The sequence below is a fragment of the Paraburkholderia sp. MM6662-R1 genome, assembly GCF_050436245.1.
Classification (GTDB): Bacteria; Pseudomonadota; Gammaproteobacteria; order Burkholderiales; family Burkholderiaceae; genus Paraburkholderia; species Paraburkholderia tuberum.
Genome location: NZ_JBNDLV010000001.1, coordinates 2,706,569 through 2,727,921, shown reverse-complemented (window position 1 = coordinate 2,727,921; position 21,353 = coordinate 2,706,569). Strand labels below are relative to the sequence as shown.

General features: G+C 66.3%; 20 protein-coding genes and 1 pseudogene. 15 read left to right on the top strand and 6 right to left on the bottom strand.

Features of this window, described 5'->3' with window-relative positions; translation table 11 throughout:
* Positions 1–305: 305 nt before the first annotated feature.
* Together OKW39_RS12810 and OKW39_RS12805 are read left to right on the top strand one after the other, a co-directional pair.
* Positions 306–1,994 (top strand): isovaleryl-CoA dehydrogenase, encoded by a 1,689-nt coding sequence (locus OKW39_RS12810; RefSeq protein ID WP_429562809.1) that lies wholly within the window; start codon positions 306–308, stop codon positions 1,992–1,994.
* 109 nt (positions 1,995–2,103) lie between these two features.
* On the top strand, positions 2,104–3,522 hold the full coding sequence (locus tag OKW39_RS12805) for a coniferyl aldehyde dehydrogenase (RefSeq protein WP_429562808.1): 1,419 nt from the start codon (positions 2,104–2,106) through the stop codon (positions 3,520–3,522).
* 673 nt (positions 3,523–4,195) lie between these two features.
* Here the strand turns inward: OKW39_RS12805 and OKW39_RS12800 are convergent.
* The 5 genes from OKW39_RS12800 to fliE form a co-directional block, all read right to left on the bottom strand.
* Positions 4,196–4,555, bottom strand: coding sequence for an EscU/YscU/HrcU family type III secretion system export apparatus switch protein (locus OKW39_RS12800; RefSeq protein ID WP_184065870.1), 360 nt, complete (start codon positions 4,553–4,555; stop codon positions 4,196–4,198).
* A complete protein-coding gene (locus OKW39_RS12795; RefSeq protein ID WP_429562807.1) occupies positions 4,555–5,970 on the bottom strand; it encodes a flagellar hook-length control protein FliK in 1,416 nt (471 codons plus the stop codon). Before OKW39_RS12795 ends, OKW39_RS12800 begins: the two co-directional genes overlap by 1 nt.
* Before the next feature lie 106 nt (positions 5,971–6,076).
* The gene (locus OKW39_RS12790; RefSeq protein ID WP_090802544.1) at positions 6,077–6,403 is read right to left on the bottom strand and encodes a flagellar protein FliT; all 327 of its coding nucleotides are present in this window, start codon (positions 6,401–6,403) and stop codon (positions 6,077–6,079) included.
* Positions 6,400–6,834 carry a flagellar export chaperone FliS gene (fliS, locus tag OKW39_RS12785; protein ID WP_090802543.1) on the bottom strand — a complete coding sequence of 145 codons (435 nt, stop codon included), beginning with the start codon at positions 6,832–6,834 and terminating at the stop codon, positions 6,400–6,402. Before fliS ends, OKW39_RS12790 begins: the two co-directional genes overlap by 4 nt.
* Positions 6,835–7,039: 205 nt before the next feature.
* Positions 7,040–7,375: a flagellar hook-basal body complex protein FliE gene (gene fliE, locus OKW39_RS12780; RefSeq protein ID WP_090802541.1), complete on the bottom strand. Its 336-nt coding sequence runs from the start codon at positions 7,373–7,375 to the stop codon at positions 7,040–7,042.
* A gap of 236 nt (positions 7,376–7,611) precedes the next feature.
* Between fliE and fliF the strand changes: the two genes are divergently transcribed.
* The 13 genes and pseudogenes from fliF (at position 7,612) to fliR (ending at position 20,057) form a co-directional block, all read left to right on the top strand.
* Complete coding sequence (fliF, locus tag OKW39_RS12775) at positions 7,612–9,408, top strand: flagellar basal-body MS-ring/collar protein FliF (RefSeq protein WP_429562806.1); 1,797 nt, start codon at positions 7,612–7,614, stop codon at positions 9,406–9,408.
* Complete coding sequence (gene fliG / locus OKW39_RS12770; RefSeq protein ID WP_018418745.1) at positions 9,398–10,393, top strand: flagellar motor switch protein FliG; 996 nt, start codon at positions 9,398–9,400, stop codon at positions 10,391–10,393. Before fliF ends, fliG begins: the two co-directional genes overlap by 11 nt.
* Positions 10,386–11,069 carry a flagellar assembly protein FliH gene (fliH, locus tag OKW39_RS12765; protein WP_429335453.1) on the top strand — a complete coding sequence of 228 codons (684 nt, stop codon included), beginning with the start codon at positions 10,386–10,388 and terminating at the stop codon, positions 11,067–11,069. The genes fliG and fliH overlap by 8 nt, the downstream gene beginning before the upstream one ends.
* Positions 11,063–12,706, top strand: coding sequence for a flagellar protein export ATPase FliI (gene fliI / locus OKW39_RS12760; protein ID WP_429562805.1), 1,644 nt, complete (start codon positions 11,063–11,065; stop codon positions 12,704–12,706). Before fliH ends, fliI begins: the two co-directional genes overlap by 7 nt.
* 17 nt (positions 12,707–12,723) lie before the next feature.
* On the top strand, positions 12,724–13,173 hold the full coding sequence (fliJ, locus tag OKW39_RS12755) for a flagellar export protein FliJ (RefSeq protein WP_018418748.1): 450 nt from the start codon (positions 12,724–12,726) through the stop codon (positions 13,171–13,173).
* A 61-nt stretch (positions 13,174–13,234) separates the two neighbouring features.
* Positions 13,235–14,788: a flagellar hook-length control protein FliK gene (locus OKW39_RS12750; protein WP_429562804.1), complete on the top strand. Its 1,554-nt coding sequence runs from the start codon at positions 13,235–13,237 to the stop codon at positions 14,786–14,788.
* Between the two features lie 802 nt (positions 14,789–15,590).
* Positions 15,591–16,091 carry a flagellar basal body-associated protein FliL gene (fliL, locus tag OKW39_RS12745; protein WP_090802533.1) on the top strand — a complete coding sequence of 167 codons (501 nt, stop codon included), beginning with the start codon at positions 15,591–15,593 and terminating at the stop codon, positions 16,089–16,091.
* 58 nt (positions 16,092–16,149) lie between these two features.
* Positions 16,150–17,148: a flagellar motor switch protein FliM gene (gene fliM / locus OKW39_RS12740; protein ID WP_090802531.1), complete on the top strand. Its 999-nt coding sequence runs from the start codon at positions 16,150–16,152 to the stop codon at positions 17,146–17,148.
* Positions 17,141–17,605 carry a flagellar motor switch protein FliN gene (fliN, locus tag OKW39_RS12735; protein WP_090802529.1) on the top strand — a complete coding sequence of 155 codons (465 nt, stop codon included), beginning with the start codon at positions 17,141–17,143 and terminating at the stop codon, positions 17,603–17,605. Before fliM ends, fliN begins: the two co-directional genes overlap by 8 nt.
* A pseudogene (gene fliO / locus OKW39_RS12730) lies at positions 17,602–18,130 on the top strand (flagellar biosynthetic protein FliO). The gene fliN and the pseudogene fliO overlap by 4 nt, the downstream one beginning before the upstream one ends.
* The gene (gene fliP, locus OKW39_RS12725; RefSeq protein ID WP_090802526.1) at positions 18,130–18,939 is read left to right on the top strand and encodes a flagellar type III secretion system pore protein FliP; all 810 of its coding nucleotides are present in this window, start codon (positions 18,130–18,132) and stop codon (positions 18,937–18,939) included. The pseudogene fliO and the gene fliP overlap by 1 nt, the downstream one beginning before the upstream one ends.
* 34 nt (positions 18,940–18,973) lie before the next feature.
* Positions 18,974–19,243 (top strand): flagellar biosynthesis protein FliQ, encoded by a 270-nt coding sequence (fliQ, locus tag OKW39_RS12720; protein WP_429335459.1) that lies wholly within the window; start codon positions 18,974–18,976, stop codon positions 19,241–19,243.
* Between the two features lie 31 nt (positions 19,244–19,274).
* On the top strand, positions 19,275–20,057 hold the full coding sequence (gene fliR, locus OKW39_RS12715) for a flagellar biosynthetic protein FliR (protein ID WP_184051828.1): 783 nt from the start codon (positions 19,275–19,277) through the stop codon (positions 20,055–20,057).
* Between the two features lie 68 nt (positions 20,058–20,125).
* Here the strand turns inward: fliR and flgL are convergent, their stop codons facing one another.
* A complete protein-coding gene (flgL, locus tag OKW39_RS12710) occupies positions 20,126–21,346 on the bottom strand; it encodes a flagellar hook-associated protein FlgL (RefSeq protein ID WP_429562803.1) in 1,221 nt (406 codons plus the stop codon).
* Positions 21,347–21,353 lie beyond the last annotated feature (7 nt).

Here is a 21,353-nt window from a genome sequence, read left to right as displayed (position 1 = left end):
GATGGGCCGCGTTGCTCGCGGACCCTGTCTCGTGCACACTTGTCTACGTGTGTTTTCTGCGCATTGTAGGGAGCGTATTGGGGCTGCGGCGGCTCCCTGAAAGAACGATTCCTCTAAACGCCGGCGGCAACGCGCCCCTATGATGAAAGGCGCGTACGGCCCGCGCGCGGCTTCCAAACATGGCGCGACGCGCGCCCTCCTTCCGGCATGCGGCATCACGCGCGGCGCTCGAACAGATGCGACAAAGCGCATCGGGGATGCCGTCGGCGAAGCGGCGCACAATAGCGAAAGCAAGGAGACAGCAGATGGAACGGCACGGCTTCGGCCAGACTCACGAAGTGACGAATCAGGCACCGCCGCTCGCGGACTACAACCTGTTCGCGAGCGACGCCGCTTTGAGCGCGGCCGTCGATCGCGACGGCGCGAGCTGGCATCGCGAGGCGCTGCTACGACACGGCGCGACGCTGACGACGCCCGACACGCTCGCGCTCGCGGAGCTCGCCAACCGCCATACGCCGGAGCTGGTCACGCATAGTCCGCGCGGCGAGCGCATCGACGCGCTCGAGTTCCATCCCGCGTGGCATGAACTGCTCGCGCTGCTGCGCCGCGAAGGGCTACACGCGCTGCCGTTCGCCGAGCCGCGAAGCGGCGCGATGGCCGCGCGCTGCGCCGGCTACTTCATGCATGCGCAGATCGAATCCGGCTCGCTATGCCCACTGACGATGACATTCGCGAGCATTCCGGTGTTGCAGCGCGAATCCACGTTGTTCGATACGCTGCGCGACCAGTTGTACACACGCGAGCACGATCCGCGCGACGTGCCGCTCACGCAAAAGCGCTCGGCGATGATCGGCATGGGCATGACCGAGAAACAGGGCGGCTCCGACGTGCGCAGCAACCGGACGCGCGCCCATGCGTTCGACGGTGCCGGCGGACGCGGCGGCGCCTACCGGCTCGTCGGTCATAAATGGTTCTTCTCGGCGCCGCAGTGCGACGCGCATCTGGTGCTCGCGCGCACCGACACGCACGAGGGGCTGTCGTGCTTTTTCGTGCCGCGCTTCGCGCCGGACGGCAGCAAGAACGCGGTGCAGATCCAGCGCCTGAAGGACAAGCTCGGCAATCGCTCCAACGCAAGCAGCGAAGTCGAATTTCTCGACGCGTACGGTGTGATGATCGGCGACGAAGGACGCGGCGTGCCGACAATCATCGAAATGGCGAGCTACACGCGGCTCGACTGCGTGATCGGCAGCGCCGCGCTGATGCGTGCCGCGCTCGTGCAGGCGGTCCATCATGCGCGGCATCGCAGCGCGTTCGGCCGGCACCTTGCCGAGCAGCCGCTGATGCGCAACGTGCTCGCCGATCTCGCGCTCGAATCCGAAGCGGCTACGGTGCTGTTCATGCGTCTCGCGCGCGCGTTCGAGGAATCCGCCGACGCGTCGTCGGCTTCATCGGCCGAACGCGCCTGGCGGCGCATCGTTACGCCTGCCGCGAAGTACTGGGTCTGCAAGCGCGCGCTCGAATTCACCGGCGAGGCGATGGAAGTCTGGGGCGGCAACGGCTACGTCGAAACCGGGCCGATGGCGCGCTTCTATCGCGAGGCGCCGGTCAACTCGATCTGGGAAGGCTCGGGCAACGTGATGTGCCTCGACGTGCTGCGCGCGATGGAGCGCGAGCCGCAGGCCGCGCAAGCGCTGTTCGCCGCCTGGCAGGACGTCGCCCGCGCGCATCCGGCGTTGGGCGCGGCACTCGCGCGCCTCGCCGCGACGCTGAACGGACCGGCCGAACCGCGCGAGGCGTCGGCGCGACGTATCGCGCAGCAGATCGTGCTGATCGCGCAGGCGACGCTGCTCGCGCAGCACGCGCCCGCCGAGGTCGCCGACGCGTTCATCGCGACGCGCCTCGCCGACGGCTGCGGCGAAAGCGGCCGCGTGTACGGCACGCTGCCGGCCACGTTCGATCACGCGGCGATCGTCAAGCGCGCCTTTCCCGCGTAACCGCGGCGGGCGCGCAAACCCCGAGCGCGCCGCTCGCAACTCCGACTCAACCTCACACCAATATAAGTGCGCTCGACGCGCACGGTCATCCATCTGGGAGTGGACTCACATGAAGAACGATGTGCCGGAGGTCGCCGCGCTCCAAGCACTGTTGCGCGATCAACGTCATGCGTATCTGCGCGCGCCGTATCCGTCGTGGGACACGCGCGCGACGCATCTGCGTGCGCTGCGCAAGCTGATGCTCGACAATCGCGACGCGCTCGCCGACTCGATGCACGCGGACTTCGGCAATCGCGCGAAGGAAGAAGTGCTGCTCGCCGAATTCCTGCTCGTGAAGGAAGAGATCGACGCCGCGCTGCGTCACGGCAAGCGCTGGATGAAAGCGCAGCGCCGCCGCACCAACAAGTGGCTGCTGCCGGCGCGCGCGAAGGTGGTGCCGCAGCCGCTCGGCGTGGTCGGCATCATCGTGCCGTGGAATTATCCGGTGCTGCTCGCGGTCGGGCCGTTGATCAGCGCGCTGACGGCCGGCAATCGCGCGATCATCAAGATGTCCGAACTGACGCCGCGCACCTCGGCGCTATTCGAGCTGCTGATCGGTCAGACGTTCGCGCGCACTCACGTCGCGGTCGTCAACGGCGATGCGGCGCTCGCGGCCGCGTTCAGCGCGTTGCCGTTCGATCATCTGCTGTTCACCGGCTCGACGAAGGTCGGTCACGAAGTGATGCGCGCGGCGGCCGAGCATCTGACGCCGGTCACGCTCGAACTCGGCGGCAAATCGCCGGCGCTGATCGGCGCGCATGCGCGTTTCGACAACGCGGTCGACAATCTGATCGCCGGCAAGACGCTGAACGCGGGGCAGACCTGTGTGGCGCCCGACTACGTGCTGGTGCCGCGCGGCAAGGAGCAGGCGTTCATCGAACGGGCGCGCGTGCGGATGGCGAGGATGTATCCGGACTTCGCGCAGAACCCGGATTACACGTCGATCATTTCTTCGCGGCACTTCGAGCGGCTCGAACGTCTCGCCGACGAAGCGCGGGCTGCGGGCGCGCAATTGCATGCGCTGACCAACGCGACGCCCGATGCCGGGAGCCGGCGCTTTCCGCTGATCGCCGTGACTGGCGCGCCGGACGAATGCGCGCTGATGCAGGAGGAGATTTTCGGGCCGCTGTTGCCGCTCGTGCCGTACGACACGCTCGACGACGCGATCGCGTGGATCAATGCGCGGCCGCGGCCGCTGGCGCTTTATCTCTATGCCGACGATGCGCGGACGATTGAGCGTGTCACGCATGAAACGATCGCCGGCGGCATGGCGGTTAACGAGACGCTGATGCATCTGGCATGTGAGAGTTTGCCGTTCGGCGGGGTCGGGGCGAGTGGGATGGGGGCGTACCATGGGTACGAGGGGTTCGTTACTTTTTCCAAGATGAAGCCCGTGCTCGTGCAGGCGCGCTTGAATGCGCGCGGGTTGATTTCGCCACCGTACGGGAGACGCGTGAACGCGGTGTTGAAGTTGATGATGAGGTTTTGATTTTGCCCTTGGGCGGGGTGAGGCCTTTTTTTGTCTTTGTTCTTTGCGGTGTTGGCCTTTCCTTGCTGACTTATCGGTCTATTGGCGTTGCCCCTGTGCGGGGCGGCACCTACTTTCTTTGCTGCTGCAAAGAAAGTAGGCAAAGAAGACAGCTAAAACCGCAAGCTCATAAGCGGGTCCCCTAGCTTGCGAGGGGTAGTGGTGCATCTGGAATCCGGGCCCCCGCACATCCCGCGTTCGTGACAAAGCCGTCATCCCTCCCACTCCGCACTACGTGCGTCGCGGAGGGGTCTGCCTGGGAAACCAATGGTTTTGCCCGCGCAGCGGAGCCATCGGCTGCGCCTCGGCGATGCGCCGAAACAACCAGTGGGTTTTGAACGGGTTTTCGGCGCGCGTAGCGCCGCCGGAAGAATGACGGCCTTGTCACTGGCGCCGAATGTGCGGGAGCACGGATTCCAGATGCACCACTACCTCATGCGGACCGAGGGACCCGCTTAAGAGCTGGCGGTTTTAGCTGTCTTCTTTGCCTACTTTCTTTGCAGCAGCAAAGAAAGTAGGTGCCGCCCCGCACAGGGGCAACGCTAATAGACCGATAAGACAACAAGGAAAGGCCAACACCGCAAAGAACAACGCCAAAAAAGCGCCCGCCCTGCCAAAGGGCAAACACACACCTTCAGTGATCCGCAGTACTAGCGCCGCCAGGCACATCAGTAGCAACAACATCAACCACATCCGGCGCGCCAGCGCCATTGCCCGTCTCAGCATCGGCCCCACTCTCGAGCCGATGCAACCAGGCCAGCAACTCGGCGACAGCCTGATAAAGCTGCGGTGGAATCCGCGCATCCAGATCGACTTGCATCAGCAGCGACACCATCTCGGGCGCCTCATGCACATAGAGCCCAGCCTCCTTCGCGCGCTGCACGATCATCTCAGCGAGCAGCCCATACCCCTTGGCGACCAGACGCGGGGCGGGCTCGCCGCCATGAGCGTCATAAACAAGCGCAGCCGCGCTGCGACGTTGGGTGCGGCTCATCAGATATCCCAATCGAGGTCGTCGCGCGATGCGGCGCCCGACGCCGACGCCGTCGACGTGGCCACAGCCGCCGACGCCGACCGTGCATACGCGCCCGCGGCCTGCGCACCCGCCGCCGAGGTGCCCGCCGCGGTAGTACCAGGCACACCGCCGCCGATCTCGCGAATCGTCAATCCCTGCAACTCGAGCCCCGCCGCCGCGAGCTGCTGACGGAAACCGTCCCCCTGCATCGCGAGCCGCGCGGCGCCCCGCGGGCTCGCCTGCACGCGCGCGGTCAGCCGCGTGCCGGTCAGCGTCAGTTCGGCATCGACGGTGCCGAGCGTCGGCAGCGACAGCGTCAGGCGCGTGCGCCACGGCTGGTCGTCCTCGCTCGCGAGGCCGCCGCCGCTGCGGTCCCATTCGTCGCCATCCTGCTCGATCGTCCAGTCCAGACGCGCGCCGGGCCACGCCTCGCCGGTCCACCGGAACTGCCCGGTCGCAAGCAGATCGAGCTGCTGGCGCACGAGCGGCACCGTCGCCGGATGCACCGCCGCCGCCATCGCCTGCGCGCTCTGCGACGAGCCGGCATCGGCCGCCTGGGACACCGCGCTGTGCAGCCCCGCGTGTGTGGACTGGCCATTCAGGTCGGACACCGAGCTGGCCAGCAGCTCGCCCGCGACGAGTCGCGCGGCCTGCGCGGTCAGGATCGACGGCATCGCGTGCATGGCAGGGTTGTTCTCGGCAACGTTCGCCGTGCCGCGTGGCGTTGCCTCGGGGGCTCCGTTCGCCGCAGCGGACCGCGCGCCCGCGTCGCCAGCGTCGGCGCTCCAGTCGGGAGGCAATTGAGAATCTGCGACGAGCTGGTTCTGCGCCTCGTTCGCCAGTTGGGCCGGCGAACGCTGGCCGACCAGCCACGCCGCGAGATGCGCCTCGTAGAACAGGCCGCTGTCGGCGACCGTCTGTTGCAGCGCGGCCGCGAGCGCCGCGACCGGCACTTCGGTCGCCGCCACGCTCGCGGTGGCGGCCGCGGTTGCGCTGGCGGCAGCGTTGGGATTGGTATTGGTGTTGGCAGCAGCGGCGGAATCGCCGGCAGCGAAATTGACTGTCGCGGCGCCCGCCGCATCGGTCAGCGGCAAGCTTTCGATGGCGACGTCGAGCGCCGGCGCGGCCGCCCAGATCGGCGCGCGGCCGAGCACCGCCGGTGTGGCCTCGCCGCCTGAGTGCGCAATCGCATTCAGCGTCAGCGCGACGGCCGACAGCGCGGTTTGCGCGGACGGCTGGGGCGCGGGCGTCACGTTCGCAGGCGCCGCGGGAACCGCGGTATCGACGCCGGCCGCGCCGGTCTGCGAGGTGGTCGCGGTTCCCGGCGCGATGCTGAGCAGGCTGTCGATCCGGCTCGACAGCACCGAAGCGAGGGCCGAATCGATTCCGTTCATGCCGGTTCCTTGGTCGCATCGGCGGCAATGCGCGCGATGCTCTGATTGCTCCGATCCTTCAGACGCGTGCGGCGTAGCGCCAGCTCACGCGCGCGCCCGCTCGCGCTCAGCGCGCCCCGTACAACTCCTTCAGCACGCGCGTCGACCGGCCGGCGAACAGCGCCGACAGATGCGCCATGCGCGGATTCGCGAGGTCGCGGATCGCGGCGTCGTCGGCGAGGATCTGGCGGATCAGCGCGTACTTGCGCAGGCGTTCGGCCTCGTCGAGCTTGACGCCCACGTCGGCTTCGCGCAGCGCTTCGACCAGCTGCCGATACTCTTCCTGCAAGTGCACCAGGTCGTTCCACAGTGCACGACGGGCCGCCATCAGCATGCGGCAGGACAGCGCCGCGATCGCCTCGTAGCGGGCAAAATATTCTGCGTTCGATGTCATCTCAGGCTTTCCGCGGCTGGCTGTGCTGCCATCCGCGCGATCTCCGGGGCTATCCCGATCCATGCCTCTTCGAGCGTCGCGAGCAGACGGTCCACTTCCACGAGCATCGCCTCGCTCTGATTGATATTGGCTTGCAACAGTCGACGCGCCATATAGTCGTACAAAGCATTGAGGCGTTCGGCGATTTCGCCGCCCACCTCGAGGTTGAGCGACTGCTGCAGCCCGCTTTCGATGATCCGGATCGCCTTGCTGATCGCCATGCCACGCTCGGCCACGTTGCCCTGCTGCAAATGCATGCGGCTTTGCGCGATCGCCTGACGTGCGCCCTGGTACAGCAACACGATCAGACGATGCGGACTTGCGCCCATCACGGATGTCTCGATACCGACACGCGCATACGCGTTGGCTCCAGCGTGCCCTTGGGAAAACATCGGCGCTCCTCCTCTTATACTGGCTGCGGTTAAGTCGTGGCGTGGCCGCGCGGCGCGTCGACGCGCCGCTCGCTGACCTGTAATTGGGTTATCGGATGCGCGACGACAAAGCTTTAGTCCGGTGTAAGGAGGATCGAAAGCGCCGCTGGGCGAGCCCGGGAAACACGGCACGAAGCCGCCGGCGCAAGCGCCGGCAGCGTCCCGCTCAGATCGACATCTGCGCGATGTCGTTGTACGCGGCGACCAGCTTGTTGCGCACCTGCAGGCCGAACTGGAAGCCGATGTTGGCCTTCTGCATGTCGACCATCACGTCGTTCAGCGACACGTTCGACGCGCCGAGCTCGAACGCCTGCGACTCGCCGACCGCCTTCTGCTGGTCGCCGCTGATCTTGTCGAGCGAAGCCTTCAGCGCCGCCGCGAAGTTGGTGGGCGTCGCCGCGCCGGATTGCTCCGCCGCCGGGGTCGCGTCGCCGGCCGCCTGCGCCGCCATCGCCTGCATCTGTTGCAGCGCCGACGATAGCGCGTTCACGGGCATGGTCATGTTTTCTCCGTTGGATGTGCGATCGGACCGCCGGACGGTGTACCGATCTGGACGAAAGCATAGCAGCGGCTCCTCGCGGAAAGTCCCGAAACTAGAGGGAAAACCCGGCTCTATTCAAGCAATCGGGTTCAGCGGCGCTGCGGATAATTTCAAAGGTGAAAGTCTCTGTCCGTCCGCCCAGCCCCGGCGCGGCATCACGACAGAACGCCAAGGCATTCCCCGGAGAAACCCGACGCATGGATTCGTCAGCCAACTCGTTGATCAACCCCGACGCCCGTATGGGGCTCGCCGGCGCGCAGCCCGCTGCCGGCCAGGCCGGTAGCGGCCAGGCCGGCGGCACGGCCGACCTCGGTGGCCTGGGCGGCCTGGGAGGTATCGGCGGCAATTTCGGCCAGCGTCTGTCCGGACTCGCGCAGATGCGCGGCAACCCGCGCGCGCCGCTCGTGTTCGCGGTCGCGCTGCTGGTGGCGGTCGTCGCCGGCCTGTTCCTGTGGTCGCGCGCGCCCAGCTACAAGGTGCTCTACAGCAATCTGTCCGACCGCGACGGCGGCTCGATCATCACCGCGCTGCAGCAGGCCAATATTCCGTACAAGCTGTCCGAAAGCGGCAGCGCGATCCTCGTGCCGGCCGAGCAGGTCCACGAGATGCGCCTGCGCCTCGCATCACAGGGGCTGCCGAAGAGTGGCTCGGTCGGCTTCGAGCTGATGGACAACCAGAAATTCGGCATCAGCCAGTTCGACGAGCAGATCAACTATCAGCGCGCGCTCGAAGGCGAACTCGAACGCACGATCGAAGCGATCTCGAGCGTCAAATCGGCGCGCGTGCATCTCGCGATTCCGAAGCCGAGCGTGTTCGTGCGCGACAAGGAAGCGCCGTCGGCGGCGGTGCTCGTGAACCTGTACCCGGGCCGCGTGCTCGACGAAGGGCAGGTCGTCGCGATTACGCACATGGTCGCGTCGGCGGTGCCGGAAATGCCGGTGCGCGGCGTGACGATCCTCGACCAGGACGGCAACCTGCTCACGCAGCCCACCAATGGCAGCGGACTCGATGCGACCCAACTGAAGTTCCGCCAGCAGATCGAGCGCAACACCCAGCAGCGCATCGACACGATCCTCGCGCCGCTGTTCGGCGCCGGCAACGCGCGCTCGCAGGTCAGCGCCGACATCGACTTCTCGCACAGCGAGCAGACCTCCGAGAACTACGGCCCGAACGGCAATCCGCAGCAGGCCGCGATCCGCAGCCAGCAGTCGAGCAGCGCCACCGAAATGTCGCAAGGCGGTGCCTCGGGGGTGCCGGGCGCGCTGTCGAACCAGCCGCCGCAGCCGGCCTCCGCGCCGATCGTGGCGGGCAACGGCGCGAGCTCGGTCACCACGACGCCGGTCAGCGACCGCAAGGATTCGACCACCAACTACGAGCTCGACAAGACCGTGCGCCACGTCGACCAGCCGATGGGCGGCATCCGCCGGCTGTCGGTCGCGGTAGTCGTCAATTATCTGCGGGTCGTCGATCCGAAGGGTCACGTGACGATGCAGCCGGTCAGCGCCGACAAGCTCGCGCAGATCACCCAGCTCGTGAAGGACGCGATGGGCTTCGACGCGTCGCGCGGCGACTCGGTCAACGTGGTCAACAGCGCGTTTACCACCGAGCTCGACCCGAACGCCGACCTGCCATGGTGGCGCACGCCCGACATGCTCGCGCTGTACAAGCAGATCGCGACGTACCTCGGCATCGGCGCGGTGGCCCTGTTCCTCTACTTCGTGATGGTGAAGCCGGCGTTGCGCCGCGCCTTCCCGCCGCCGCCCGAGCCGGTTGCCGCGCTGATGGCGCCCGACGAACCGGTGCTGCTCGACGGCATCCCGGCCGAGGAGCGCGATGGCGCGGTGGTCGAAATCGAAGCGGATAGCGAGCAGCTCGCGCTCGAAAACGCGAAGCACAAATACGAGCGGAACCTGGAGTTCGCGCGCAGCATCGCGCGTCAGGATCCGAAGGTCGTAGCAACCGTCGTCAAGAACTGGGTGTCCGATGAGCGCTGAAGGCGTAGTGAAGAGCGCGCTGCTGCTGATGTCGATCGGCGAGGAAGAGGCGGCGCAGGTGTTCAAGTTTCTGGGCCCCCGTGAGGTTCAGAAAATCGGCGTCGCGATGGCCGCGCTGAAGAACGTCACCCGCGAGCAGGTCGACGAGGTGCTGCAGGAGTTCGTGCGCGAGGCCGAGCAGCACACCGGCATGTCGCTCGATTCGAGCGATTACATCCGCTCCGTGCTGACCAAGGCGCTAGGCGACGACAAGGCCGGCGCGATCATCGACCGGATCCTGCAGGGCAGCGACACGAGCGGCATCGAAGGCCTGAAGTGGATGGACTCGGCGGCGGTCGCGGAACTGATCAAGAACGAGCATCCGCAGATCATCGCGACGATCCTCGTGCATCTGGACCGCGATCAGGCTTCGGAGATCGTCGGGTGTTTCACGGACCGGCTGCGCAACGACGTGCTGCTGCGGATCGCGACGCTCGACGGCATCCAGCCGGCCGCGCTGCGCGAGCTCGACGACGTGCTGACCGGCCTCTTGTCCGGCAGCGACAACCTGAAGCGCAGCCCGATGGGCGGTATCCGCACGGCGGCCGAGATTCTGAACTTCATGTCGAGCAACCACGAGGAAGGCGTCATCGAAAACGTGCGCCAGTACGACGCCGAGCTCGCGCAGAAGATCATCGACCAGATGTTCGTGTTCGAGAACCTGCTCGACCTCGAAGACCGCGCGATCCAGCTGCTGCTGAAGGAAGTCGAATCCGAAGCGCTGATCATCTCGCTGAAGGGCGCGGCGCCCGCGCTGCGTCAGAAGTTCCTGTCGAACATGTCGCAGCGCGCGGCCGAGTTGCTCGCCGAAGACCTCGACGCGCGCGGCCCGGTACGCGTGTCCGAAGTCGAGACGCAGCAGCGCCGCATCCTGCAGATCGTGCGCAACCTGGCCGAGAGCGGGCAGATCGTTCTAGGCGGCAAGGCGGAAGACGCCTATGTCTGATCCGAACGCCCCGGCAAAGGAAAGCCTCTCGGCCTACCAGCGCTGGGAGATGGCGTCGTTCGACCCGGCTCCGCCGGCGCCGCCGCCGGCCGAACCCGAGTTCGACGAGCGCGCGTTCGAAGCCGAACTCGAGCACCGCCGCGAAGCCGCGCATGCACAGGGCGTCGCGTCCGGTCATGTGGCCGGCCAGGCGCTCGGCTATCAGGCGGGCTATGACCAGGGGCACGCGCAGGGTTTCGCGCAAGGCCAGACCGAGGCGCGCGAGGAAGCGATGCGGCTCGCCGCGCTCGCCGAAACCTTCAAGAGCGCGCTCGATGGCGCGCAGCACGCGATCTCCGAAACGCTGATCGCACTCGCGCTCGACATCGCGCAGCAGGTCGTGCGCCAGCACGTGCAGCACGACCCGACCGCACTGATCGCGGCCGCGCGCGAGGTACTCGCGGCCGAGCCCGCGCTCGCCGGCGCGCCGGCGCTGATCGTGAGTCCCGCCGATCTGCCGGTCGTCGAGGCGTATCTGCTCGAAGAATTGCAAACGCGCGGCTGGACCGTGCGCACCGACGCATCGGTGGAGCGTGGCGGTTGCCGCGCGCAGGCCGGCACCGGCGAGGTCGACGCGGGCATCGACACGCGCTGGCAGCGCGTCGCCGCCGCGCTCGGCAAGGTGAGCACGTGGTGAAGCCGACGCTCGACGAGATCCGCGCGAGCGATCTGACGCCGCTCGAACGCGAGCTCGCGTTGGCGTCGTTCGGCGCCGAGGCGCTGGTCGATGTCGAGTCGGCCGGTATGCCGCAGCCCCCGGATGCGGCTTGGCACGCTCCTGCGAGCGCACATCCGGCGACAGGCGCGGCGGCGAGCCGCGAGTCCGCCGCGACGGACCACGCCGCGCGCAGTGCTTGCGCCGCTCACGCTGCGCACGCGCCGTCCTACGATCCCGCGCTCGACATCAATCCCCACATGCAGGCATGGCGCGGCCAGCTCGACGCGCTGCGCGCGCGCAACGCGATCGCGAAGCCGCTGCGCGCGTGCGGGCGTCTCACACGCGCGGCCGGTCTCGTGCTCGAAGCGGTCGGCCTGCGTCTGTCGGTGGGCGCCGAAGTGATGATCGAGTTGCCGCCCGGCAGTTCGCTGCCGATGGCCGAAGCCGAAGTGGTCGGCTTCGCCGGCGACAAGCTGTTCCTGATGCCGACCACCGAAGTGATCGGCCTGTTGCCCGGCGCGCGGGTCTTTCCGCTCGAAAGCGCGCCGATCGCCGACCCGCTCGCGGGCGCGAAGCGTCTACCGGTCGGCTGGGAATTGCTCGGCCGCGTGCTCGATGCATCCGGCCGTCCGCTCGACGGCCTCGGCCCGCTCGGCACGCAAAGGGACGCGCCGCTGTCCGCGCCGGTCATCAATCCGCTCAATCGCGAGCCGATTCACAAGGTGCTCGACGTCGGCGTGCGCGCGATCAACTCGCTGTTGACCGTCGGTCGTGGTCAACGGATGGGGCTGTTCGCGGGTTCGGGCGTCGGTAAATCGGTGCTGCTCGGCACGATGGCGCGCTACACCAGCGCCGAGGTGATCGTGATCGGCCTGATCGGCGAACGTGGCCGCGAAGTGAAGGAGTTCATCGAACAGATTCTCGGCGAGGAAGGGTTGGCGCGCTCGGTCGTGATCGCCGCGCCGGCCGACGTGTCGCCGCTGTTGCGGATGCAGGCCGCCGCGTACTCGACCTCGCTCGCCGAATACTTCCGCGACCAGGGCAAGCACGTGCTGCTGCTAATGGATTCGCTGACCCGTTACGCGATGGCGCAGCGCGAGATCGCGCTCGCGATCGGCGAGCCGCCCGCGACCAAGGGGTATCCGCCGTCGGTGTTCGCGAAGCTGCCGGCGCTCGTCGAGCGCACCGGCAACGGACCGGCGGGCGGCGGCTCGATCACCGCGTTCTACACGGTGCTCACCGAAGGCGACGACCAGCAGGACCCGATCGCCGACTCGGCGCGCGCGATTCTCGACGGCCACATCGTGCTGTCGCGCTCGCTCGCCGAAGCCGGCCACTACCCTGCGATCGATATCGAAGCGTCGATTAGCCGGGCAATGACCGCGCTGATCGACGATAACCATCTGAATAAAACGCGTATGTTCAAGCAGATGCTGTCGCGCTATCAGCGCAACCGCGATCTGATCAACGTCGGCGCGTATTCGAGCGGGCGCGACGCGGTGCTCGATCGCGCGATCGCGCTGTATCCGCGGATGGAAGCGTTCCTGCAGCAAGGCTTTCGCGAGTGCGCGAACTTCCAGCCGAGCATCGACATGCTGAACGCGCTGTTTGCCTAGGGCCGAGGAGGCTGACGATGTCGAAACATTTTCCGATCAAGACGCTGATCGGTCTTGCGCAGGACGACGTGGATGCCGCCGCGCAGCGGCTCGGCCGCGCGCAGCGCGAGCGCAACGACGTACAGGCGCAACTCGATGCGCTCGTGCAGTACCGCGACGAATACTACGCACGCTTCATGGAGAGCGCGCAGTCGGGCATGCCGGCCGGCAACATGCGCAACTTCCAGGCGTTCATCGACACGCTCGATGCCGCGATCGAGCAGCAGCGCAGCCTGCTCGCGGCGGCGAGCGCGCGCCTCGAGGCGGCGAAGCCCGACTGGCAGCGCCACAAGCAGAAGCTCGGCTCGTACGAAGTGCTGCAGGCGCGCGGCGAGGCGGCCGAGGCGAAGGTTGCGGCGCGGCGCGAACAGCGCGACGCCGACGAATATGCGGCGCGGAGTCTGCGCATGCGAGCCGACGGCGCGTGAGGCCTTGCCTCGCGGCTAACGCCCTACGGCACACCCGTTCGACCGACTCACAGGATTCTTTATGTCGCTTCTTTCACAGATCGGCTCCCAACTGAGCACGCTGCTCGACACGAGCGGCAATGGGTCGAGCAGCGCGTCCGCGAACGCCGCGGTCTCGAGCCCGTTCGCGCAGACCTTGCAGCAAAGCATCGACCAGCAGAACAGCGCGAATCAACAGCAGACCAGTTCAGCGACGGCGTCGCAAGCCTCGGCGCCGCGCGCGCCCAGTGCGCCGCCGCCCGCTTCCGCTTCCGCTTCCGCTTCCGCGTCCGCTCCCGCTTCCTCGCAGCAGAGCGCGAGCGGCAGCCAGAACGGCAACGGCACAGCGAGCAACGCGGCCAGCAGCAGCGCGTCATCGCCGTCGTCCACGGCGTCGACGACACCAACGCAGCAGACATCGAACAGCCAGGCGACCGCGACGCAAGCCAGGCAGAAAGACACCAAGGCGCAAACCGACGCTGGCGCGCTCGCCGCGGCTGCGGCTGCCGCCCAGGCTCAGGCGCAAGCGCAGGCACAGGTCGTCGCCAACAACGCCGACTCGAACGCCACCACCACGACCGATGCCGCGAGCTCCGCCGCCGATGCGGCGAGCGCGCTGGCCGGCACGGCCACGAGCGCGCTCGCGGCCACCGCGGCAAGCAGGAAAGGCGCGGTCGATCCGAAGTCGCTGCAGGATGCGTTGCAGAGGGCGCTGTCCGCGCTGTCGAGCGGCCAGGGCGCGGTGCCCGCGGCCGCGCTTGCTGCCGGCGCGGCCGCAAAAGCCGCGAGCGTGTCGAGCGCGGCGGGCGGCTTGAGCAGCACGAAAAACGGCCTGAACGGCACGTCGGACGACAAGGCGCTCGCGAGCGGCCTGTTCGGCAACGGCAAGGGCGCCTCGACGACCCACACGACGTCGGCGGCGACGGCCGCCGCGACCGCGCTGGCCGATCCGTCGGCAGCGAAGTCGGCCGCCGATGCGTTGAGCGCCGCGGCCGCGACGAGCGGCCAGGCGGACAACCTCGCATCGGCGCGCAGCGCGTCCGAGGCGGCGAACGCCGCGCTGGCCGCGACGCAGGCGGCAGCGAACGCCGCGAGCACGACGGCGGCAGCGCAGAGTACGGGCAATGCGAGCGCGGCCGCCGCCGCGAATGCGTTGACGCCGCAGGTCGGCACGAGCGACTGGGAAGACGCGCTGAGCCAGAAGGTGGTGTTTTTGTCGAATGCGCATTCGCAGAGTGCTGAGCTGACGCTCAATCCGAAGGATCTGGGGCCGTTGCAGGTCGTGTTGCAGGTGGCGGATAACCATGCGCATGCGCTGTTCGTTTCGCAGCACCAGTCGGTGCGGGAGGCGGTCGAGGCGGCGTTGCCGAAGCTTCGCGAGGCGATGGAGTCGAATGGGATTGGGCTCGGCAGCGCGAGTGTGAGTGATGGGTTTGCGCGGCAGAGCGGGCAACAACAGCAGGGCGCTGGCGCGGGTGGGGGGAATGGGAAGAGGGGCAGTGATGGTGGGGGCGCCCTTGCAGGGGACAGTTCCAGCGATGCCATCGGTAATGTTGCCGTGCGGCAGCAGGTTGGATTGGTCGATACGTTTGCCTGAAGCGAGGCGGGGCGCTTTTTTGTCGTTGTTCTGGCTTTGTTGGCCTTTCCTTGCTTTGTTATCGGTCTATTAGCGTTGCCCCTGTGCGGGGCGGCACCTACTTTCTTTGCTGCTGCAAAGAAAGTAGGCAAAGAAGACAGCTCAAACCGCAAGCTCATAAGCGGGTCCCCTGGCTTGGAAGGGGTAGTGGTGCATCTGGAATCCGGGCCGCCGCACATTCCCCGTTCGTGACAAAGCCGTCATCCCTCCCACTCCGCACTACGTGCGTCGCGGAGGGGTCTGCCTGGGAAACCAATGGTTTTGCCCGCGCAGCGGAGCCATCGGCTGCGCCTCGGCGATGCGCCGAAACAACCAGTGGGTTTTGAACGGGTTTTCGGCGCGCGTAGCGCCGCCGGAAGAATGACGGCCTTGTCACTGGCGCCGAATGTGCGGGAGCACGGATTCCAGATGCACCACTACCTCATGCGGACCGAGGGACCCGCTTAAGAGTTGGCGGTTTTAGCTGTCTTCTTTGCCTACTTTCTTTGCAGCAGCAAAGAAAGTAGGTGCCGCCCCGCACAGGGGCAACGCTAATAGACCGATAAGACAACAAGGAAAGGCCAACAAAGCCAGAACAACGAAAAAAGCCCCGCCCTGCAAGGGGCAACGCTAATCGACCGATAAGTCAGCAAGGAAAGGCCAACAAAGCCAGAACAACGAGAAATAGCCAGAAATAGCCCTTCTTTTCGACCCATAGCGCCGCAGGCAAATCAACAACAATCACCCTAACCCTTACTAGGCCAGCAACAAGCTGGCAAACCAAATGGCAACCACGACCGCCCCGCAACAAGCCGCGCCCGCCTCGCCGGGCCCCATGAAGCGCATCATCCTGATCGTCCTCATTGCGCTGATCGCCGCGGGCGCTGCCGGTGCCGGCGTGTGGTTCTTCATGTCGAAGCGCGCACCCGTCGCCGTATCGGCCGAAGCCGCGCCGGCACAATCCGCCGTGCCGCTGTTCTTCCCGCTCGAATCGATGACCGTCAACCTGCAATCGGACGACGGCCAGCAACACTTCCTGCGCATCGGCCTCACGCTCAAGCTCGGCGATGCCGCCACCCAGCAGGCGCTCACCGATCACATGCCGGAAGTGCGCAGCCGCATCCTGCTCGCCCTGTCGAACAAGCACCCCGAAGAACTCGCGCCGCTCGAAGGCAAGCGCGCGCTCGCCGAAGAGCTGAAGACGCTGATCACCGAGCCGATTGACAAGGGCGCCGCACCGATCCGCGTGCAGGACGTGCTGTTCACCGAATTCGTCGTGCAGTGACGTGACGTTGTCAAGCGCTGCCATCATCAATCGCCAAGGGACGCACGAGGAATAAGCAATGGGCCACGAAGAGTTCATGTCCCAGGAGGAGGTCGATGCCCTTCTGAAGGGCGTCACCGGCGAATCCGACACGGAATCCGAGCAAACCGACCGCACGGGCGTGCGGCCGTACAACATCGCCACGCAGGAACGTATCGTCCGTGGCCGGATGCCGGGCCTCGAAATCATCAACGACCGCTTCGCGCGCCTGTTGCGCGTCGGCATTTTCAACTTCATGCGGCGCTCGGCGGAAATTTCCGTCGGCCCGGTGAAGGTGCAGAAGTACAGCGAGTTCACGCGCAACCTGCCGATCCCGACCAACCTGAACCTGGTCCACGTGAAGCCGCTGCGCGGCACGTCGCTGTTCGTGTTCGATCCGAATCTCGTGTTCTTCGTGGTCGACAACCTGTTCGGCGGCGACGGCCGTTTCCATACGCGCGTCGAAGGACGCGATTTCACGCAGACCGAGCAGCGCATCATCACGAAGCTGCTCAATCTGACGTTCGAGCACTACGCGGCGTCATGGAAGAGCGTGCGTCCGCTGCAGTTCGAATACGTGCGCTCGGAAATGCACACGCAGTTCGCCAACGTCGCGACGCCGAACGAAATCGTCATCGTCACGCAGTTCTCGATCGAGTTCGGCTCGACGGGCGGCACGCTGCACATCTGCATGCCCTACTCGATGATCGAGCCGATCCGCGACATTCTCTCGTCGCCGATCCAGGGCGAGGCGATGGACGTCGACCGACGCTGGGTGCGCGTGCTGTCGCAGCAGGTGCAGGCCGCCGAAGTGCAGCTGAGCGCCGATCTCGCGCAGGTGCCGGTCACGTTCGAACAGATCCTGAACATGCGCAAAGGCGATGTTCTGCCGATCAACATCCCCGAGCACATCACCGCGAAAGTAGACGGCGTGCCGGTGATGGAATGCGGCTACGGAATTTTCAATGGTCAGTACGCGTTGCGGGTCCAGAAGATGATCAGCGCAGCCGACACGATGAAGGAAGGTGGATATGAGTGACCTGAACGCAAAGCCCGAGACCGATCTCGCGGCAGCCGAGCAACTCGCCGCCGGCGAGCTGTCCGCCGTGGAAGACGACGCGGCGATGGCCGACTGGGCAAGCGCGCTCGCCGAGCAGAACGGCAACGACGAAATCAACCCGGCCGCGGGCGCCGTGTTCCAGCCGCTGTCGAAGGCCGCGCCGACCTCGACGCACAACGACATCGACATGATCCTGGACATTCCCGTCCAGATGACGGTCGAACTCGGCCGCACCAAGATCGCGATCCGTAATCTGCTGCAGCTCGCGCAGGGCTCGGTCGTCGAACTCGACGGCATGGCCGGCGAACCGATGGACGTGCTCGTCAACGGCTGCCTGATCGCGCAGGGCGAGGTGGTGGTCGTCAACGACAAGTTCGGTATCCGGCTGACCGACATCATCACGCCGTCCGAACGCATCCGGAAACTCAATCGATGAAACGTTTGGCAGGTCGCGGCGTGCTGCTCGCGTCGTTTTTCGCGTCCACCGTCGCGTCCACCGTCGCGCACGCCGCCGACATGAACGCGGTCAACAACGCCGCGAAGATCGCCTCCGGTGTCGGCGCGGGTAGCGCGGTGCCGGCGCTCGGCGTCGGCGCGGTCCTGCAAACCTTCGTCGGGCTCGCGGTCGTGATCGGCCTCGTGTTCGGCTGCGCATGGCTCGCCCGACGCTTCGGCCTGCAACCGGGCCAGCGCGGCGCTCTTGTGAAGACGGTCGGCGGCGCTTCGCTCGGTGGCAAAGGAACGCGTCGCGGTCGTCGAGATCGGCGATACGTGGCTTGTGCTCGGCGCCGCGCCCGGCAACGTGCGGCTGCTGCATACGATGCCGGCGGGTTCCGTCGCAACCGATACGGTTGCCGCTTCGCCAGCACCGCTTTCCGGCACTTTTGGTCAACGCTTTCGCGACGCCCTGAAAGGCGAAGTGGGCAAACGTTTCAACGCGCACCGCGGCGGGGATCGGTAATGCAGGTCAGTTTCAGGCAGTCAGCTTGGTTCTTCACGCTTACGCGCCGTGCGGGGCGGGCGCTCCCCGCAGCGCTTCAACTCGCGCTGCCGGCACTGCTGTTCGCGCTGCCGACGCTGTCTTTCGCGCAAACCGCCGGCCTGCCGGCGTTCACGACGAGCCCCGGCCCCAACGGCGGCACCACCTACTCGCTGAGCGTGCAGACGATGCTGCTGCTCACGATGCTGTCGTTCCTGCCCGCGATGGTGCTAATGATGACGAGCTTCACGCGCATCGTGATCGTGTTGTCGCTGCTGCGCCAGGCGCTCGGCACGACCACGACGCCGCCGAACCAGGTGGTCGTCGGTCTCGCGCTGTTTCTGACGCTGTTCGTGATGTCGCCGGTGCTCGATAAAGCCTATAACGAAGGTTACAAGCCGTTCTCCGAAGGCACGATGTCGATGGATCAGGCGATGGCGCGCGGTGTCGCGCCGTTCAAGACCTTCATGCTGCGTCAGACCCGCGAAAGCGACCTTGCGCTGTTCGCGCGCATCTCGCACGCGGCGCCGATGCAGGGGCCCGAAGACGTGCCGCTGTCGCTGCTGGTGCCGTCGTTCGTGACGAGCGAGTTGAAGACCGGCTTCACGATCGGCTTCACGATCTTCATTCCGTTCCTGATCATCGACATGGTGGTCGCGAGCGTACTGATGTCGATGGGCATGATGATGGTGTCGCCGGCGACGATTTCGCTGCCGTTCAAACTGATGCTGTTCGTGCTCGTCGACGGCTGGCAGTTGCTGCTCGGCTCGCTCGCGCAGAGCTTCGTCTGATATTTTTTGACTCCTTGTTCCTCAGGCACTCACGATGACACCCGAAGCAGTCATGACGCTGGCCCACCAGGCCATGTACGTCGGCCTCGTGCTGGCCGCCCCGCTGCTGCTCGTCGCGCTCGTCGTCGGTCTGATCGTGAGCCTGTTCCAGGCGGCCACGCAGATCAACGAAAGCACGCTGTCGTTCATCCCGAAGCTGCTCGCGATCGCGCTCACGCTGGTGATCGCCGGACCATGGATGCTGACCACGATGCTCGATTATCTGCGCCACACGATCACCAGCATTCCGACGCTCGTCAACTGAGCGCCGCTGGCACGCCTGCCCTCCCCACTCCATGTTCACGGTCACCTACGCGCAACTGAACGTCTGGCTGACCGCGTTCCTGTGGCCGTTCGCGCGCATCGCCGCGCTGATCGCGACCGCGCCGGTGCTCGGCAACATGTCGCTGCCCTCGCGCGTGAAAATCGGTCTCGCCGCGTTTGCGACGATCATCGTCGCCCCGACGATCGGCGCGCTGCCGCAGGTCACCGTGTTTTCCGCGGCCGGCGTGTGGATTCTCGTCAACCAGTTCCTGATCGGCATCGCGCTCGGCGTGACGATGCAGGTCGTGTTCCAGGCGATCGACGCGACCGGCTACTTCATCGGCCTCGGCATGGGCCTTGGCTTCGCGACCTTCTTCGACCAGCAGGCGACCGGCTCGGGCGTCGTGATCTCACGCTACATGACGACGATCGCGACGCTGGTGTTTCTCGCCGTCGACGGTCATCTGCAGATGATCGCCGCGCTCGTGACGACGTTCCAGTCGGTGCCGGTGTCGGCGAACCTGCTCGCGCCGCACGGTTGGCAAACGCTCGCGAACTGGGGCGGCTCGATCTTCTCGGCGGGGCTGCTGCTCGCGTTGCCGGTCGTCGTTGCACTGCTGATCGCGAACCTCGCGCTCGGCATTCTCAATCGCGCGGCGCCGCAGATCGGCGTGTTCCAGATCGGCTTTCCGCTGACGATGCTGGTCGGCCTGCTGCTCGTGCAGCTGATGCTGCCGAACATGATCCCGTTCTTCGTGCGCTTGTTCGATAACGGCATCGATGAGATGGGACGGGTCGCGGCGGCGCTGAGATAACGCCGAAAATCGCGGACATAAAAAAACCGGCTCGCGCCGGTTTCTTTATTGCGCCGCCGGGAGCGGCATCAGCTGTTGATGTACTGGAACAGCGACATGTTCTGGATCTGCACGAACGCTTGCTGCGAAGCCTGCAAGGCCGCCTGCTCCATCGAGTACTTGCTGATCGTCGAGACCATGTCGGTCTGGGTCAGGTCCGCGAGATCGCTTTGCGTTTGCAGTGAGTTGGTCTCCGTAACCGTTTGCAGCGCCTTGACTTCCTGCTCGCGGCCGCCGACCGATGCCTGCACCGCGGTGACGTTGTTCAGCGTGTTGCCAAGCTGCGACAGGCCCGTATTCAACGCGTTCTGCAGGTTCGCCGAGGCCGCGGGGTTGCCGCTCACCGGCTGCTGGAGCGCGGCGATCATCGCGTTCAGGTTCGCGAACACGTTGGTGCCCGCCTGGTTGGCCGGCTGCACCGTGAAATTGTCGTTGGCCGCCGGCGTGCCTGTGATTTCGACGGTCTGGCCCGCGATCGTGATGTCCGAGCCCGCCGTGTACGGCTGCGCCGTACCCGCGACGCCGGTCGTCGTGTCAGTGACCGTGTAGGTGAGCGGGCTGCCGCTGAACTGGATCTGGTACGAGTCCGCGTTCCCCGCGTTGGTCGGATCCTTGACCGACACCGCGCCGATCACGCCGCTGCCGGTATTGGCCGGGTCGCCCGAGGCGATCGGCTGCGCGTTGGTCGCGCCGACGCTCATGAACACCGACAGGCCATTGTCACCGGTCGAGACCGCGTTGCTGCCGGTGACCTGCACGGTGCGCGTGCCCGTGTCGCCCGTATAGGTGACGTTGCCGGCCGCATCGGTCGTGAAGGCCTGGGTCGAATTCTGGAAACCGGCGAACAGCGCATTGCCCGAGCTGTCGGTCGCATTCGCGGAGGTGACGAGCTGGTCGCGCAGGGCGGTCAGCTGCGCGGCGAGCGCCGTGCGGTCGGCGTCGTTCAAACTGCCGTCGCCGGCGCGCAGGCCTAACGTGTTCGCGCTTTGCAACGTCGTGATGACGTTGGAGAGCGTCGAGTCCTCGGCCTGCAACGACGTGAGCGCGGCGTTCTGGTTCGTCATGTACTGCGACAGCGCGGACGCCGTCGAGCTGAGCTGCACGGCCTGCGCGGCGCCGAGCGGATTGTCGGCGGGCGTGGTCAGGCTCTGGCCGCTCGAGATTTCCTGATAGATCTGCGACAACTGAGCCTGCTGATTGCTCATGTTCGCGACGTTCATGCTGAAGTACTGCTGGGTCGAAATTCGCATGGTTCCG

Bases quoted from the DNA above. Each gene is read 5' to 3' on its own strand.
- OKW39_RS12810 (WP_429562809.1), top strand. From the start codon at position 306: ATGGAACGGCACGGCTTCGGCCAGACTCACGAAGTGACGAATCAGGCA.
- OKW39_RS12805 (WP_429562808.1), top strand. From the start codon at position 2,104: ATGAAGAACGATGTGCCGGAGGTCGCCGCGCTCCAAGCACTGTTGCGC.
- OKW39_RS12800 (WP_184065870.1), bottom strand. From the start codon at position 4,555: ATGAGCCGCACCCAACGTCGCAGCGCGGCTGCGCTTGTTTATGACGCT.
- OKW39_RS12795 (WP_429562807.1), bottom strand. From the start codon at position 5,970: ATGAACGGAATCGATTCGGCCCTCGCTTCGGTGCTGTCGAGCCGGATC.
- OKW39_RS12790 (WP_090802544.1), bottom strand. From the start codon at position 6,403: ATGACATCGAACGCAGAATATTTTGCCCGCTACGAGGCGATCGCGGCG.
- fliS (WP_090802543.1), bottom strand. From the start codon at position 6,834: ATGTTTTCCCAAGGGCACGCTGGAGCCAACGCGTATGCGCGTGTCGGT.
- fliE (WP_090802541.1), bottom strand. From the start codon at position 7,375: ATGACCATGCCCGTGAACGCGCTATCGTCGGCGCTGCAACAGATGCAG.
- fliF (WP_429562806.1), top strand. From the start codon at position 7,612: ATGGATTCGTCAGCCAACTCGTTGATCAACCCCGACGCCCGTATGGGG.
- fliG (WP_018418745.1), top strand. From the start codon at position 9,398: ATGAGCGCTGAAGGCGTAGTGAAGAGCGCGCTGCTGCTGATGTCGATC.
- fliH (WP_429335453.1), top strand. From the start codon at position 10,386: ATGTCTGATCCGAACGCCCCGGCAAAGGAAAGCCTCTCGGCCTACCAG.
- fliJ (WP_018418748.1), top strand. From the start codon at position 12,724: ATGTCGAAACATTTTCCGATCAAGACGCTGATCGGTCTTGCGCAGGAC.
- OKW39_RS12750 (WP_429562804.1), top strand. From the start codon at position 13,235: ATGTCGCTTCTTTCACAGATCGGCTCCCAACTGAGCACGCTGCTCGAC.
- fliL (WP_090802533.1), top strand. From the start codon at position 15,591: ATGGCAACCACGACCGCCCCGCAACAAGCCGCGCCCGCCTCGCCGGGC.
- fliM (WP_090802531.1), top strand. From the start codon at position 16,150: ATGGGCCACGAAGAGTTCATGTCCCAGGAGGAGGTCGATGCCCTTCTG.
- fliN (WP_090802529.1), top strand. From the start codon at position 17,141: ATGAGTGACCTGAACGCAAAGCCCGAGACCGATCTCGCGGCAGCCGAG.
- fliP (WP_090802526.1), top strand. From the start codon at position 18,130: ATGCAGGTCAGTTTCAGGCAGTCAGCTTGGTTCTTCACGCTTACGCGC.
- fliQ (WP_429335459.1), top strand. From the start codon at position 18,974: ATGACACCCGAAGCAGTCATGACGCTGGCCCACCAGGCCATGTACGTC.
- fliR (WP_184051828.1), top strand. From the start codon at position 19,275: ATGTTCACGGTCACCTACGCGCAACTGAACGTCTGGCTGACCGCGTTC.
- flgL (WP_429562803.1), bottom strand. From the start codon at position 21,346: ATGCGAATTTCGACCCAGCAGTACTTCAGCATGAACGTCGCGAACATG.